This is a genomic window from Pseudidiomarina piscicola (genome assembly GCF_902806985.1).
Lineage (GTDB): Bacteria > Pseudomonadota > Gammaproteobacteria > Enterobacterales > Alteromonadaceae > Pseudidiomarina > Pseudidiomarina piscicola.
The window spans coordinates 370,688-385,759 of the sequence record NZ_CADCXY010000001.1 but is presented as its reverse complement, the minus strand read 5'-3'; the positions used below and the strand labels follow the sequence as shown (position 1 = coordinate 385,759).

At 48.1% G+C, this 15,072-nt stretch carries 15 protein-coding genes; all 15 read right to left on the bottom strand.

Annotation, left to right across the window (positions count from 1 at the left end; all coding sequences use genetic code 11):
- Positions 1 to 35: 35 nt before the first annotated feature.
- Entirely contained in the window at positions 36 to 872 is an 837-nt protein-coding gene (locus PSI9734_RS02010) for a pirin family protein (protein ID WP_173919439.1), read from the bottom strand.
- Positions 869 to 1,825 (bottom strand): glutathione S-transferase family protein, encoded by a 957-nt coding sequence (locus PSI9734_RS02005; protein WP_173919438.1) that lies wholly within the window; start codon positions 1,823 to 1,825, stop codon positions 869 to 871. The genes PSI9734_RS02010 and PSI9734_RS02005 overlap by 4 nt, the downstream gene beginning before the upstream one ends.
- 82 nt (positions 1,826 to 1,907) lie before the next feature.
- The gene (gene lpxB / locus PSI9734_RS02000) at positions 1,908 to 3,080 is read right to left on the bottom strand and encodes a lipid-A-disaccharide synthase (protein WP_173919437.1); all 1,173 of its coding nucleotides are present in this window, start codon (positions 3,078 to 3,080) and stop codon (positions 1,908 to 1,910) included.
- A 3-nt stretch (positions 3,081 to 3,083) separates the two neighbouring features.
- Entirely contained in the window at positions 3,084 to 3,848 is a 765-nt protein-coding gene (gene lpxA / locus PSI9734_RS01995; protein ID WP_173919436.1) for an acyl-ACP--UDP-N-acetylglucosamine O-acyltransferase, read from the bottom strand.
- Positions 3,845 to 4,303 carry a 3-hydroxyacyl-ACP dehydratase FabZ gene (fabZ, locus tag PSI9734_RS01990; RefSeq protein WP_173919435.1) on the bottom strand — a complete coding sequence of 153 codons (459 nt, stop codon included), beginning with the start codon at positions 4,301 to 4,303 and terminating at the stop codon, positions 3,845 to 3,847. Before fabZ ends, lpxA begins: the two co-directional genes overlap by 4 nt.
- A 23-nt stretch (positions 4,304 to 4,326) precedes the next feature.
- On the bottom strand, positions 4,327 to 5,346 hold the full coding sequence (lpxD, locus tag PSI9734_RS01985; RefSeq protein ID WP_173919434.1) for a UDP-3-O-(3-hydroxymyristoyl)glucosamine N-acyltransferase: 1,020 nt from the start codon (positions 5,344 to 5,346) through the stop codon (positions 4,327 to 4,329).
- A gap of 5 nt (positions 5,347 to 5,351) precedes the next feature.
- Positions 5,352 to 5,867 carry an OmpH/Skp family outer membrane protein gene (locus tag PSI9734_RS01980; protein WP_173919433.1) on the bottom strand — a complete coding sequence of 172 codons (516 nt, stop codon included), beginning with the start codon at positions 5,865 to 5,867 and terminating at the stop codon, positions 5,352 to 5,354.
- A 51-nt stretch (positions 5,868 to 5,918) separates the two neighbouring features.
- Positions 5,919 to 8,405: an outer membrane protein assembly factor BamA gene (gene bamA / locus PSI9734_RS01975; protein WP_173919432.1), complete on the bottom strand. Its 2,487-nt coding sequence runs from the start codon at positions 8,403 to 8,405 to the stop codon at positions 5,919 to 5,921.
- 35 nt (positions 8,406 to 8,440) lie between these two features.
- A complete protein-coding gene (gene rseP / locus PSI9734_RS01970; protein ID WP_173919431.1) occupies positions 8,441 to 9,796 on the bottom strand; it encodes a sigma E protease regulator RseP in 1,356 nt (451 codons plus the stop codon).
- Positions 9,790 to 10,995 carry a 1-deoxy-D-xylulose-5-phosphate reductoisomerase gene (gene ispC / locus PSI9734_RS01965; protein WP_173919957.1) on the bottom strand — a complete coding sequence of 402 codons (1,206 nt, stop codon included), beginning with the start codon at positions 10,993 to 10,995 and terminating at the stop codon, positions 9,790 to 9,792. Before ispC ends, rseP begins: the two co-directional genes overlap by 7 nt.
- Positions 10,995 to 11,858: a phosphatidate cytidylyltransferase gene (locus PSI9734_RS01960; protein ID WP_173919430.1), complete on the bottom strand. Its 864-nt coding sequence runs from the start codon at positions 11,856 to 11,858 to the stop codon at positions 10,995 to 10,997. Before PSI9734_RS01960 ends, ispC begins: the two co-directional genes overlap by 1 nt.
- Positions 11,859 to 11,860: 2 nt before the next feature.
- A complete protein-coding gene (gene uppS / locus PSI9734_RS01955) occupies positions 11,861 to 12,634 on the bottom strand; it encodes a polyprenyl diphosphate synthase (protein ID WP_173919429.1) in 774 nt (257 codons plus the stop codon).
- A gap of 80 nt (positions 12,635 to 12,714) precedes the next feature.
- Positions 12,715 to 13,236 (bottom strand): ribosome recycling factor, encoded by a 522-nt coding sequence (frr, locus tag PSI9734_RS01950; protein WP_425500048.1) that lies wholly within the window; start codon positions 13,234 to 13,236, stop codon positions 12,715 to 12,717.
- Positions 13,237 to 13,285: 49 nt separating this feature from the next.
- Complete coding sequence (pyrH, locus tag PSI9734_RS01945) at positions 13,286 to 14,044, bottom strand: UMP kinase (RefSeq protein ID WP_173919427.1); 759 nt, start codon at positions 14,042 to 14,044, stop codon at positions 13,286 to 13,288.
- Between the two features lie 146 nt (positions 14,045 to 14,190).
- Positions 14,191 to 15,069, bottom strand: a complete 879-nt coding sequence (tsf, locus tag PSI9734_RS01940; protein WP_173919426.1) for a translation elongation factor Ts — start codon at positions 15,067 to 15,069, stop codon at positions 14,191 to 14,193.
- Positions 15,070 to 15,072 lie beyond the last annotated feature (3 nt).

Below are 15,072 nucleotides of genomic sequence, written 5' to 3'. Positions count from 1 at the left end.
CACTCCTCGTCTATCGCTAGCATAACTTCATTGCTTTAGTCGGTGAGTGTACCATTTTGATAGTCGCGTATCGCTTGTTCTATTTCACTTTCTGTATTCATAACAAAAGGCCCGTACTGGGCAATGGGTTCACCGATCGGACGCCCTGAAAGTAATAGGAGTCCGGCGTCTTCCGTGGCACTAAAAAGCAACTCTGCATGTGGCTCTAATCGAACCAGTTCACCGCGACTGACTTGCTGCTGATTAATACTAACGTTACCTTGGTAGATGTAAGCCATACGAGTGGCCTGCTCCAAACCGCTATACCTAAACTGCCCCTGCCCAGCAAAACGGACATCAAGTATCTGCAATTGTTGTTTAGGTTGCTGTACTGGCCCCTTAAACGCCTCTTTATCAACGCTTAGATCACCGGCGACCACGCGCACCGTGACATTCTCTGACTGCCACTCAGGGATCTGCTGCGCTGGGTAATCAGCCCACTCGGCATCGGCCATCTTGTCTTCCGCTGGCAAGTTTATCCAGATTTGAAAGCCCCACATAAGCCCATCAGTTTGATGAGGCATTTCGGCATGAATAATCCCGCGCGCAGCTTTCATCCATTGCGCACCGCCGCCACTCACTAGGCCGGTATTGCCGACCGAGTCTTTATGTTCCATTTGCCCAGCGAGCATGTACGTTAGGGTTACAAACCCACGGTGTGGATGCGCTGGAAAGCCCGCAATGTAATCATTCGCGTCATCTGAACGAAACTCATCCAGCATCAAAAAGGGGTCTTGATAGCCCAAGTTCGGTTGGTTCACAACTCGCGTCAGCTTCACTCCCGCACCATCTTGCGCAGGCATTCCTCTATGACGACTTAAAATCACACTCATAGCACCTCTCCTCGTTGATGTGGTGCATTAAAATCAAGCTCAGGCCCCTGCGGAATAATCTGTGTCGGATTAATCATGGTATGGCTAGCATAATAATGGGTTTTGATATGCCCCATCACTACCGTGTCAGCAACACCTGGCACTTGATACAACGCGCGCAAATAGTCCCACAAGGCTGGGTAATCGACGATACGCCGCGCATTGGTTTTGAAATGACTGTAATACACAGCATCGAAACGGACCAAAGTGGTAAATAAACGCCAATCGGCCTCGGTTACTTGGTCACCTGCTAAAAAGCGTTGTTTACTTAGCCGCTGTTCCAGCTCATCTAGACTTGCGAACAATGCCTGATAGGCTTCCTCATAAGCCTTCTGCCGTGTTGCGAACCCGCACTTGTACACGCCGTTATTAATAGTGTCATACACCTGCTCGTTAATACGATCGATGGTCGTACGCTGGTGTTCAGGGTAAAAGTCTAAGGTATTGCCAGTGATGTCGTTAAAAGCACTATTTAGCATGCGAATAATATCGGCCGACTCATTACTGACAATGGTCTGTTTTTCCTTGTCCCACAACACCGGTACCGTTACGCGACCACTATAATTGGGATCTGCTCGGAGGTATAACTGATACATGAAGTCATTTTCATACAACGGATCACTAAGCTCATTGGCACCAAACTCCCAGCCATTTTCCAACATCAGCGGCTCAACTGCAGACACGGAAATATGCTCTTCTAGGCCTTTAAGCTTACGAAAAATAAGCGTTCGATGAGCCCATGGACAGGCATAAGAAACGTACAAATGATAGCGTCCAGATTCGGCTGGAAATTCCGCATCAGGATCGTTGCTTAGAAAATTGCGAAATTGGGCTGCACTGCGCTCAAAGTGGCCATCACTTTTGTCAGTGTCATACCATTTATCTTGCCATTTACCGTCGACTAAAAGTCCCATGTTTCACCTCTTTAAGTTCATGAAACATGAGTATAGCTAGATCTAACTTGAATGAAGAGTTCGAAAATTGGGTAGTAACGTTCTATTCAATCGAACGTTCTTCACATGATGCCAACTCCAGTGCGACCTCGGCACTTACTTTGTCGGCGGCAAGTTGCAAGCCTTTATGCAACTCTAAAAAGGTTTCAATCAGCGAGCCCTGGTCGGCTGCGGTTAGTTGCGACTCTAATGCCGCGACCAGCTGTGCTGGGTTCACATCGCCTTGTAAGAGTTCGGGAACTAACTCTCGACCCGCGAGTAGATTAGGTAAGCTAAAAAAGGCCGCTTTAAACATTCGGCGAATAATCTGATAACTCAACCAATTGAAGCGATACGCAACCACCATCGGTCGTTTAATTAACATCGCTTCTAAGGTGACGGTGCCCGAGGTAAGTAATAACCCGTCCGCTGCCGCCATGGCCGTACGCGACTGCCCCGCTATGAGTTTTAGCGGTAGTTCTGGCACTAACTCTTGTTGGAGCTGTCGAAACTGCTCGGCACGCGCAGTCGAAATCATCGGGCTAATAAATAGAGTCTCGGGATGACGCTGCCAATACGCTTCGGCGGCGCGTAAAAAAATAGGCCCCAAACGACCCACTTCGCCCGCACGACTCCCCGGCAACAAAGCAATAATGGATTGCCCTGCAGTCGTTTCCAGTTGCAACTCGTCGCGTGCTTCTTCTTTGCTCCAATGCAACGGAATTGCATCAGCTAGAGGGTGGCCTACGAATGTTGCTGGCAATTGATGGCGGTCATAAAACTCTTTTTCAAAAGGCAGCAAGCACAATACATGATCGACACTTTCTTTAATGCCTTTGATACGCCCTTGTCGCCACGCCCAAACACTCGGACTTACGTAGTGCATGGTGGGAATGCCTAAGGCTTTTAAACGTTTGGCAATGGGCAGATTAAAGTCTGGTGCATCAATACCAATAAATACCTGTGGTTGACGCTCAATGAAGGTTTCTATCAGCTGTTTACGGTGTTTTAGTAAGGTTCGTAGTCGGCCCAACACTTCGGCGATACCCATCACTGCTAAGTCGTCCATGGGTACGATACTACGAAGGCCTTCGGCTTCCATCAACGGGCCACCGACTCCGATAAACTCAACCTGTGGATGGCGTTGTTTTAGCTCACGCAGTACGCCAGCACCAAGCAGATCGCCGGAATGCTCGCCGGCGATCACAGCAACCAATAAAGGAGTTTCAGCGCTCATAAGTTAGCGAATAATGCCGCGCGAACTATGTTGTACAAAATGGATAAAGCTCTCGAGTTCACTCGCTTGCCAACTCTGCATTTCCTGCACCGCTTGGTCGACCGTTAAGCCCTTACGATAAAGGGTTTTAAAGGCGCGTTTAATCGTCATCACTTGGTCTTGGCTAAAACCACGACGCTTCAAACCTTCGCCGTTGATAGTGCGAGGTACTGCGTTGTGGCCTTGGGCCATGATAAACGGAGGGATATCTTGCACGACCACCGAACTAACCGCCGTGAACGCATGTTCGCCGATATGGCAAAACTGATGCACACCAGTAAAACCACCTAAAATCGCCCAGTCACCAACATGAACATGGCCCGCCAAGGTAGTATTGTTAGCGAGAATTATATTGTCACCAACCATACAGTCATGGGCAACATGCACGTAGGCCATCAGCAAGTTATTACTGCCAATTTTCGTAAGACTCTGGTCTTGAACTGTACCTCGGTGAATGGTCACCGATTCACGAATAACGTTGTTATCGCCAATCTCGAGACGCGTCGGTTCACCATTGTACTTTTTGTCTTGGCAGTCTTCACCCACTGAGGCAAACTGAAAGATCTTATTGCCCTTGCCCATCACCGTAGGGCCTTTGAGCACTACGTGAGGACCAATCCAACAATCATCACCGATGACAACATCAGCGCCAATAATCGAATAAGGCCCGATCTCTACGTTCTTGCCAATAACCGCTGTTTTATCAATTATTGCTGTAGGATGAATCACTTAGTTTCTCTTCTTGCACAAATGATATCGGCGCTACACGCCAGCTCACCGTCAACTTCCGCGCGACCTTTGAACACCCAAATGCCGCGACGTTCTTTCTCAAACGTGACGTGTAAATCCATACTGTCACCCGGCAAAACTTGTCGCTTGAAACGTGCATTATCAACACCTGCAAACAAGTATAGATCATTGGCACCGGGCTTGCTTTCAGTGATTTTAAAGCCCAATAGCCCTGCCGCTTGCGCAAGCGCTTCAAGGATTAAAACACCTGGAAATATTGGGTTGTCTGGAAAGTGTCCGGTAAATAAATTTTCATTTACGGTGACATTTTTCACCGCATGAATTTTGCTTTCTGCGTCACAACTTACCACTTTGTCTACCAGTAAGAACGGGTAGCGGTGAGGTAATAAACGCATCACTTCGTGAATATTAAAGGCTGAGTCAGAAGCAGACAAAGTTAATTCTCCAATTCCCAAATTTAATCGCTAAGTTTAGTCTCGATTTTCTTCACACGCTTGAACAAATCGTCTAATTGACGATAGCGCGCGCCATTACGGCGCCACTCTCGGTGTGGCGCAGCAGGAATTCCGGAGGCATAAACGCCGGGCTCGGTAATACCTTTGATAACCATCGAGAAGCCGCTAATTTGTACGTCATCACACACTTCGATGTGGCCATTAATGGCGGTTGCACCACCAATCAGGCAACGTTTCCCAATACGACAGCTTCCTGCCAGCACGGTGCAGCCAGCTATGGCTGTGTCTTCATCGATGAAGACGTTGTGGGCAATTTGGCATTGATTATCAATAATGCAGCCACTACTAATAATAGTGTCATCAAGAGCGCCGCGATCGATAGTGGTACTTGCACCAATATCAACACGGTCATGAATAATTACGCGACCTAACTGTGGAATTTTGATCCATTTACCAGCTTCATTTGCCCAACCAAAACCATCAGCCCCGATCACTGCCCCGCTGTGAATAAGGCAGTTTTTGCCGATTTCACAGTTATGGTAGATCACAACTTGTTGCCAAAGCTTTGTTTCGGCTTGAATGTGCACGCCGGGACCAATGAAGCAGCTCGCGCCAATTTGCACATTATCGCCAATCACTGCGTGCTCAGAAATAATGGTTAACGGGCCAACGGATACATTCTTGCCAAGCGTGGCCGATGAGGCGATTTGCGCCGACGGGTCAATTCCCTCGGCAGAGCGTGGTGTGGTATCTAGTTGTTGCGCAATTTTAGCAAAACCGGCATAGGGGTTTTTCGTTACTAGCGCCGACAAGCCCTCGGGCAACGCGATACCCGGCGCCACGATAATAGCGCTGGCCTTTGTCGTGTCGAGTTGTGAGCGGTATTTTTCGTTCGCTAAAAATGCAATTTGCCCCGACTGAGCCGAGGCAAGTGTTGCAACTCCGGTGATGAGCTGTTGCTCATCACCGACAATATCCGCATCGATCACCGATGCTAACTGCTGCAATGTGAGTTGCTGCATGGCTCTTAATTTCCGCCAGTCATTTTCGCAAGCACTTCATCAGTCATATCAAGTGCGTCGGTTGCATAAAGCACTGAACCGTCGTTGAGCATCATGTCGAAGCCTTGCGCTTGCGCTAAAGCTTGTGCTTCACGAACGATATCACGCATCAGCTTGTTACGTTCTTCTTGCTGGCGGCGCTCGCTGTCTTCACGCAAAGCTTTGTACTTCAACTGACGACGCGTTTCGAGCAGTTCAATTTCACGGCTTAAATCAAGACGCTCAGAAGGCGACATGATTTGCGCATCACGCTCGGCCTTTTCTTGCAGACCTTGCAGCTCAGTGGTCATTTTTTCTAACTCAGCGAAGTCATCCGCGAACTCTTCCTGCAAACGCGCAGAAATTTCCTGTGCTTGTGGTAACTGCTGTAGAACGTTTTGCATGCTTACAACACCAATCTTTTGCTGTGCTTCGGCAGCGTTGGCAAAAAATGCGGTAGACAATAATGCTGCTGCAATAGTTGTTTTCATTAATACTTTCACGTGAATACTCCTGTTATTCAAAAATGTAATAGCCCGACTCGATTATAGTTTTTAGAAAGTCGTGCCAAAGTTGAAACTAAAGCTTTGCGTACGGTCGCCTTCGTAAGTTTTGATTGGACGGCCTAAGGCAAAGGTTAAGGGTCCCATTGGAGAAAGCCATTGTACGGCGATACCCGCTGAAGCCCGGTATAAACTTGGCGAGCTAAAGTCATACAAGCGATATTGTTGATTACCTACTTGTTGTAACTGACTATACTCATCGTATTGAAACTCTGTGTCCCACACGCTGCCAATATCCACATAGATACTGGTTCGCACCGAGTTTTTGGTTTCATCTTTCACCAAAGGTGTCGGGACAATTAATTCTAGACCACCACTGTACATGGCGTTACCGCCAACCGAGTACTGACTTACCGCTAAAGTATCAGCACCAGGGCCGACAGGCAAATCACTTGGAATACCGTAGTAGTTCGGTGGTCCAGTAATAGAGTCAGGATAACGATAAACCGCACGCGGCCCTACGGTGTTGGCTTCAAACCCACGCAAGTTATCATTACCGCCAATACGGAAGTTCTCATAGAACGGGAAAATATAATCATTGCCCTGATCATCTGAGCCATAACCATTACCGTAACCAACTTTCAAACGCGATAAGAGCACAAAGCTATGATCATCTGTTAGTGGCCAATAATGCTTAAATTCATAATTAACGCGGAAGTAACGAATATCGCTACCGGGCACGGTAATTTCAGCATTAATTCTATTTAACGAGCCTGCCGTTGGGTATGTACCACGGTTAAGTGTGGCGCGTTGCCAACCGGCCTCTAGCGACAACATGTCAAATGCGACACCAGAATTCGGGTCTTGTTCATCGAGGTAAGGCTGGTAGAAACGTTTAACCTGCTCATAACCTTCAACATTGGTTACTTCTTCGCGGCGAGCCATTGCACCAAAGCTTAAGCTGCTCACTTCATTGATCGGGAAGCTTAAGTTGCCACCAATACCCACACGCTTAGTATTATAGCGGATCAGGTTGTCTTGGTTGCCCGCATCAAACTCGCTCATGAAAATTTGTCCAGACAGGTTTACGCCATCTTTTGTGAAGTAGCGATCCATATATGACAAACTTAGTGTTTTATTAAAGCGGTTGGTGTTGATATTAATTGCAGCCCGGTTACCCGTTCCCAAGAAGTTATCTTGCGACACACCGACACCGACCTGTAATTTAGAGTAATCACCGTAACCCAACATAAAGTTGAATGAACCTGACGGCTGCTCTTTCACCATATATTCAATGTCGACCAAATCTTGGCGACCATTGACCCGGTTAGTTGAGCTTTCAACCGTTTCAAAGAAGCCTAAACGTTCGAGTCGAACTTTACCTTGTTCAACTAAATCGTCATTTAACGGAGAGCCCTCAAATTGGCGCATTTCGCGACGTAAGACTTCATCTTCTGTGACGCTATTACCGCGGAATTTAATACGGTTTACATAAACCCTTTTACCTGGATTGATAGAGAAAATCAGGTCAACTTCATTCGTCTCTTCATCAATCTCTGGTATTGCGCGAACTTCTGGATAAGCATAACCGTAACGGCCGTATAGCTTCGCTACCATCTCTTCCAGATAGGTAACTTGGGCGGCGCTATAGCGAGTACCAGGCTCGATTTTGGTCATTCGTTTAACCACTTCGGCTTGGCCGCGCAGGTCGCCCATAACACTGGTTTCACGAACGTTAAAAATTTCACCTTCATCAATGTTGAGGGTGATATAAACCCCTGAGCGATCGGGCGTCATGCTCACCTGCACTGACTCAAGTCGGAAAGTCAGGTAACCACGGTCTTTATAGAACGATTCAAGGGTTTCAAGATCGCCGCTCAGTTGCTGTTTTTGGTACTGACGCGCACCGAGGAAGTTCCACCAAGGTAAACGGTCTTTAAGTTCTAGGTTCGCAAGTAACTCTTCGTCGCTAAAAACAGAGTTTCCGACGATGTTAATTTGTTGAATCTCTGCCGATTCACCCTCGTCGAAATCAATTTCTAAGCGCACACGATTACGCGGTAGCTTGATAATATTTACATTAACTTCCGCGCTGTATTTACCAATTGAGTGATAAAAGTCTTCAAGTCCGGTTTCGATGCTTGAAATGGTGGTTAAATCCAGCGGTTCACCTTCGATAATGCCTTGATCGGTCAAACTCTGAACCAGCATTTCGTCTTTGATATCGCTGTTACCATCGAACTCGATATCACTAATCGTGGGGCGTTCGGTAACCTCAAAAATTAAGGTATCACCGACGCGGCGAACCACGATGTCATTGAAGTGGGTGGAAGAGTATAGCGAGCGAACAGAGGTCTGTATATTCTCACTATCGATGCTGTCGCCAACTCGAATCGGAATATAAGTTAAGGCGGCGCCTAAGGCGACTCGCTGTAATCCGCGAACTCGAATATCTTCTACGACAAATTCTTCAGCGCTGTAGGCTGGTAGTGCAGCACCCGCTACAAGGGCACTTAAAAATAGCTTTTTCAACGTCATTCTGTGCTACTTATTTGTTTATTGTAAATTTATTCTCACCGAAGTAATCGCAATACATCGTTACTAATTGCAATTGCCATCAGTGCAAAAATCAGTGCTCCGCCAATGCGGTAACTCATCTCTTGGACTCGCTCGGAGACCTCTTTTTTGCGCACACTCTCAATAGCGATGAACAATAAATGTCCGCCATCAAGCATCGGCAAAGGTACCAAATTTATGATACCGAGATTAACACTGATTAGCGCGAGAAACCCTAAAAAGTAAACGAATCCGTAGCTCGCAGACGTCCCTGCTCCCTCTGCGATTGCTACTGGGCCACTTAAATTGGTGACCGAAACCGTTCCGGTTATTAATTTGCCGATCATTTTGACACTCAGAACCATGAGTTCCCAAGTGCGTTCGGCACCTTTCGCTAGGCCGTCCACTATACCGTATTGTTGCACAAACCGATACGTTTCTGGGTAAGCTTCACGACGTGGTTCAACCCCAAGGAAACCATAGCTCGAACCATCAAACTCTCGCTCACCAATGGTTACCGATACCTTCTGCTGTTGCTGCTGTCGCAGTATAGCCAGCTCTACGGTAGCGCCTGGTGCTGCCATGATTGCGTCTCGTATTTGAGACCATTCGTCCATGAGAGTTCCATCAAAGGCAAGAATTTTATCACCGACCCGCAGATCAGCTTGCGCTGCAGGTGAGTTTTCTTCGATATAATCAAGCTCGGTATAGATTTCCGGCTGGAACGGCTGTAGTCCTAACGCCATAAAGGTGGGCAGTTCTTCCTTGCCCAAGCGCCACGAACTAATATCTAATGTTTTAGTGAAACTGCGTTGGTTTTCATCCACCACCGTCACGGTCGCAGAATCATTACCTAATGCTGCAGCAAAGGCGAGATTTACTTGTTGCCAGTCTTCTGTTTCTGCGCCATTGACACTGACCACTTCGCTCGGTATTGGCCAATCAACTTGGGCAGCTATAGAGTTAGGCGTCACACTGCCAAGCATAGGTTTTACGGAAGGCACGCCGATGAGGAACATCACCCATAACACCGCGATGGCGAGAATAAAGTTGGCGATCGGGCCGGCCGCAACAATCGCGGCGCGTTGACCGACCGATTTAGAATTGAAACTTTTATCGCGGTCGATTTCGGCGACATCATCAATGCGTTCATCGAGCATGCGCACATAGCCGCCCAAGGGAATGCTACTAACTTGGTAAACCGTGCCGTCTTTTGCTCGGCGCTGCCACAGTGCTTTGCCGAAGCCAACAGAGAAAGTTAACACTTTGACGCCACAGCGACGGGCTACCCAGAAGTGACCAAACTCATGGAAGGTTACCAGTATGCCTAAGGTGACGACAAAAGCCCCTAACGACCAAATAATGTCTAGCATTGTTCTACCTGTTTAATCTGCTCAGTTGCATAGGCACGAGCTTGCTCATCAACTGACAAAATTGCTGCCACCGAGTTCAATTCAGCCGTCTGCTTTTGTTGCGCAACTCGGTCTAATGCCACCGCGCAAATACGTGCAATTTCGGTAAATTTAATCTGCCCAGCTAAAAACGCTGCCACCGCAATTTCGTTGGCGGCATTGAGTGTGGTCGTTGCCCACTGCCCCTGCCAACAGGCCTGCATGGCAAGCTCCAAACATGGATAACGAGCACTATCGGCCGCGGCAAAGCTCAATTCACCAAGGCTTAGAAAGTCGAGTGGTTTCACACCACTTACCGAACGTTCGGGGAAACTCAAACAGTGTGCGATGGGGGTACGCATATCCGGTTGCCCCATTTGCGCCAACACCGAGCCGTCGGTATAACTTACCATGGAGTGAATAACGCTTTGCGGATGCAACACTACCTGTAGTTGGTCGGCGTTGCAGTTAAACAACCAACGCGCTTCAATATATTCCAGCCCTTTATTCATCATGGTTGCAGAGTCAACCGAGATTTTCTCCCCCATGTCCCAGTTAGGGTGAGCACACGCGGCAGCCGGGGTTTGCTGTTCGAGTTCGGTCAGTGGTAACTGACGAAAAGGTCCGCCGGAACCAGTTAATAGAATTTTATCGACCCCTGCCCCGACGAGATCGCAATGACCAAGCTGTTGTTGCACGGCGGCCGGTAGGCACTGAAAAATGGCGTTGTGTTCACTATCAACGGGCAAAATTTGAGCACCACTTGCCGCCGCAGCATCAATAAACAATTGCCCCGACATCACCAGAGCTTCTTTATTGGCTAGCAGCACTCGTTTACCAGCCTCTACGGCCGCGAAAGTCGGCACTAAACCAGCACCGCCGACAATGGCTGCCATTACCGTATCGCTGTTTGAGTCGGCTGCGACCTCGGCAACAGCTTGCGCGCCACTTAAAACTTCAGTGGGGCCACCTTGTAACGCCTGCTGCAACTGTTTGGCAGCCGCTTCATCGACCATTACCGCTACGGCCGGTTGAAACTCTTGGCAAATTGCCTGCATTTGTACAACGTTGGAATTTGCGGTCACTGCACTCAGTTGAAAACGCTCAGGTTGCTCACGCAACACTGCCAAGGTACTCGCACCTATCGAGCCTGTCGCCCCTAAAAGACACACGCGATGCATCATACTAAAAACCACAGATAGGCAAGTGTAAATACCGGCAAGGCCGCGGTAAGGCTGTCAATACGATCAAGCAGTCCGCCATGACCCGGTAACAAGGCACCGCTATCTTTGACCCCTGCGCAACGTTTAAACATGCTTTCGGTAAGGTCACCAAAAACTGAAACGACGACGGTTAATAAGCCAGTGAAATAAAAACCGCTGTAATGTGTCGCGGGAATTTGTACCCACTGCGCAATAACGATCATCACCACAAATGCTAACGCTACCCCACCGCATAGGCCTTCCATGGTTTTACCCGGGCTCACCGCCGGCATTAGCTTATTTCGGCCATAGCGCACGCCGGCAAAATAGGCACCGACATCGGCTGCCCACACCAGCAAAAGAATGAATAGTAGTACAAAGCCACCAAATAATGGCTCGGTTTGGTAGTTGAGTGAGCGAACGGCAAACATCCCAGCGGCTGCAGGAATTAGAGTTAAGTAGCCAAACACCCCAACAATAGATCGTGTTCGCGACCACAAGCGTCGGCTATTCGGATAATTGAGTACTAAAAGCGTAGCGATCGCCCACCAAGCTCCGCCGGCAACCATCAACCAAAAATAAACCGGTTGTAGTTGTTCATTTTGCCAAATTTCGGTCACCGGAAACCACCATTGCAGCGCTATTAAAGCGACCGCAACTGAACCCGTATAAGCCCAACGGCTGGCTTGCCGTTTGAGCCCCATAATAGGTGACCATTCCCAAGCTGCGCCAAGCATTACCACGGTAATGACTACCGCAAACCACTCGAGCGCTAGGCCAAATACCGCGTATAAGGCAAGGGGCAGTAATATAAGGGCTGTTATTAGACGTTGTTTTAACACGCTTACTCCCCAGAAGTTACATCAGTGTCGAGGATGGCTTGCTGCACCTGCTCGCTGGTCAAACCGAAACGCCGTTCACGGCAACTAAAATCGGCGACAGCGCGGGCGAATGCCTGCTCATCAAAGTCGGGCCACAAAACATCGGCAAAGTAAAATTCCGCGTAAGCCAATTGCCAGAGTAAAAAATTGCTAACCCGATGTTCGCCGCCAGTACGGATCAATAAATCCGGTGCGGGCTGTTCGGCTAAGCACAATTGTTCTGCCAGTTTGTCTTCGCTGATATCATCAAGCCCTAGCTTACCTTCTTGTACGTCGCTAGCCAACTGCTTTGCGGCTTGAGTAATATCCCAACGACCGCCGTAATTAGCGGCTATATTTAGGGTCAAAGCGGTATTGTTTTCGGTCAATTGCTCAGCTTCATTAATACGCTGTTGTAACTTGGCCGAAAAAGCGCGTTTGTCGCCAACCACTCGCACCCGTACCTGGTGTTTATGCAGTTTTTTTACTTCGCGCTTTAGCACCGTAAAAAAAAGATCCATGAGTACCGAGACTTCTTGCTCGGGACGTTTCCAATTTTCACTACTAAAGGCAAACAGCGTTAATGACTGTATGCCTTTTTGCCGCGCGAAGGTAACTGCTCGGCGCACCGCTTCGGCTCCAGCCTTATGGCCGAACGTTCGGTGTTTGCCTCGCAGCTGTGCCCAGCGACCATTACCATCCATAATAATAGCTACATGCTTGGGTAGCCTTAATTGTTCAAAATCAATCGTGTCCATTCGCGCTGCCGTAAAAATAAAAACGCCGTGCGAGTGTAACCGAACACGGCGCTTGGAACCAATCAGATAAAGCGACTAAATTAGACTTCCATCAAGTCGCGTTCTTTATCCGCCAACAGCTCATCAATTTTAGCTACATAGCTGTCGGTTAATTTTTGGATATCGTCATTACCACGGCGTTCATCGTCTTCGGTAATTTCTTTCTCTTTTAGCAATTCTTTCAAGTCGCTATTGGCGTCCCGGCGAATATTGCGGATCGCGACACGACCCTGCTCGGCTTCCGCACGCACCACTTTAACTAAGTCGCGACGACGTTCTTCGGTTAGCGCAGGTAATGGAATACGAATGACCGACCCAGCAGCGGCTGGATTCAAGCCTAAATCTGAGGTCATAATTGCCTTTTCAACAGCCGCGCTAGAAGACTTATCGAACACCGTTAGTGTCAGCGTTCGCGAGTCTTCAATGCTAATGTTCGCCAACTGCTGCAAAGGGGTATCAACACCGTAATAGTTCACCATTACGCTATCGAGTAAACTCGGGTGAGCGCGCCCAGTACGAACCTTAGAGATTTGTGAACGTAAGGCTTCAACGCTTTTTTCCATACGCTGCTTAGCGTCTTGTTTGATATCGTTTATCACTGTTTTTTCCCTTCTAAATTCTTGATGACAACCGTTCCAGCATTTCGTCGCTGGCAATTAAGGTGCCTTCTTCAGAGCCCATAATTACCGCGCGCAACACGCCTGGCTTGTTCATATTAAATACACGAATTGGTAACTTGTGGTCACGAGCCAGCGTAAATGCCGCAAGGTCCATCACTTTCAACTGTTGCTCTAGCACTTCATTATAACTGATTTGCGGGTAGAGTTGTGCATTGCTATCGGTATTTGGATCAGCAGAGTATACGCCATCAACCTTAGTACCTTTCAAAACCAACTCAGCTTCTATTTCAATGCCGCGCAAACATGCAGCGGAGTCAGTAGTGAAAAACGGATTGCCGGTGCCGGCACAAAATATCACGACGCGTCCCGACTTCAACAAACTAATTGCATCAGCCCAGTTATAGCTATCACATACGCCATTTAGCTCAATCGCCGACATTAACCGTGCATTCACAAACGCTCGGTGCAATGCGTCTCGCATGGCTAAGCCGTTCATCACGGTCGCCAGCATCCCCATATGGTCACCAACAACGCGGTTCATACCTGCTTTCGCTAAGCCTTCACCACGGAACAGGTTACCGCCACCAATGACAAGTCCAACCTGCACGCCCAGCTCGACCAATTCTTTGATCTCATGCGCCATACGGTCGAGTACTTTGGCATCGATACCAAACGGCTCGTCCCCCATTAAGGCTTCACCACTCAGCTTTAATAAAATGCGTCGGTAGGCTGGTTTCGTTGTTGTGGTCATTTGGTTGCTCCCTGTGCAGCATGGACGGTCAAATTCAATTACGCAAAGTGCATAACTCTCACTTTACGCGAAAAAAAACCGCATCCCAACACGTGAGATACGGTTTCTATAGCTTTAGCTGTGCGTCGTCAGTAGCGACATGGGCATTAAGCCTTTTTCGCAGCAGCCATTTGAGCTTGTACTTCAGCAGCGAAATCTTCTGATTTCTTCTCGATACCTTCACCTACTTCGAAACGTACGAAAGTAAGTACATCAGCACCTTTCTGCTTCAACAAATCGCCAACAGTCATTGATGGGTCTTTCACGAAAGCTTGACCAGTTAAGCTGATCTCACCAGTGAATTTACGCATACGACCTTCAACCATTTTCTCAGCGATTTCCTGAGGCTTGCCGCTTTGCATAGCAATATCAAGCTGGATTTGACGCTCACGCTCAACAACTTCAGCGTCAACATCTTCTGGTTTAACGAACTGTGGTGCGCTCGCTGCAACGTGCATCGCAAGGTCTTTCGCTAGTTCTTGGTCGCCGCCAGTAAGCGCAACCAATACACCGATACGGCCGCCGTGTACGTAAGCTTCAATTTGATCACCAGCTTCGATAGAAATAACACGACGTACTGTCATGTTTTCACCGATTTTAGCAACTAAAGTCTCACGAACTTCTTCAACTGTACCTTCACCAATGTTGGTTGCTTTTAGCTTTTCAACATCAGTTTCTTTGTTAGCGAATGCTGCTTCGATAACTTTATCGCCGAATGCTAAGAAGCTTTCGTCGCGGGCAACAAAGTCAGTTTCGCAGTTCAATTCAACCAAAGTACCAACGTTTCCGTCAGTTTTGGTCAAAATCACACCTTCAGCGGCAACGCGACCAGCTTTCTTAGCTGCTTTCGCTTGACCGCTTTTACGCATGTTTTCGATAGCTGCTTCAACGTCACCATTGGTTTCTTGCAAAGCTTTTTTGCAATCCATCATGCCAGCGCCTGTGCGCTCGCGCAGTTCTTTTACCAGAGCTGCTGTAATAGCCATGTG

Coding starts and splice junctions, on each gene's coding strand:
- pyrH (WP_173919427.1), bottom strand. CDS start 14,044: ATGACCACAACAACGAAACCAGCCTACCGACGCATTTTATTAAAGCTG.
- rseP (WP_173919431.1), bottom strand. CDS start 9,796: ATGCTAGACATTATTTGGTCGTTAGGGGCTTTTGTCGTCACCTTAGGC.
- frr (WP_425500048.1), bottom strand. CDS start 13,236: ATGGAAAAAAGCGTTGAAGCCTTACGTTCACAAATCTCTAAGGTTCGT.
- PSI9734_RS02010 (WP_173919439.1), bottom strand. CDS start 872: ATGAGTGTGATTTTAAGTCGTCATAGAGGAATGCCTGCGCAAGATGGT.
- lpxD (WP_173919434.1), bottom strand. CDS start 5,346: ATGCAGCAACTCACATTGCAGCAGTTAGCATCGGTGATCGATGCGGAT.
- uppS (WP_173919429.1), bottom strand. CDS start 12,634: ATGGACACGATTGATTTTGAACAATTAAGGCTACCCAAGCATGTAGCT.
- PSI9734_RS02005 (WP_173919438.1), bottom strand. CDS start 1,825: ATGGGACTTTTAGTCGACGGTAAATGGCAAGATAAATGGTATGACACT.
- bamA (WP_173919432.1), bottom strand. CDS start 8,405: ATGACGTTGAAAAAGCTATTTTTAAGTGCCCTTGTAGCGGGTGCTGCA.
- lpxB (WP_173919437.1), bottom strand. CDS start 3,080: ATGAGCGCTGAAACTCCTTTATTGGTTGCTGTGATCGCCGGCGAGCAT.
- ispC (WP_173919957.1), bottom strand. CDS start 10,995: ATGCATCGCGTGTGTCTTTTAGGGGCGACAGGCTCGATAGGTGCGAGT.
- tsf (WP_173919426.1), bottom strand. CDS start 15,069: ATGGCTATTACAGCAGCTCTGGTAAAAGAACTGCGCGAGCGCACAGGC.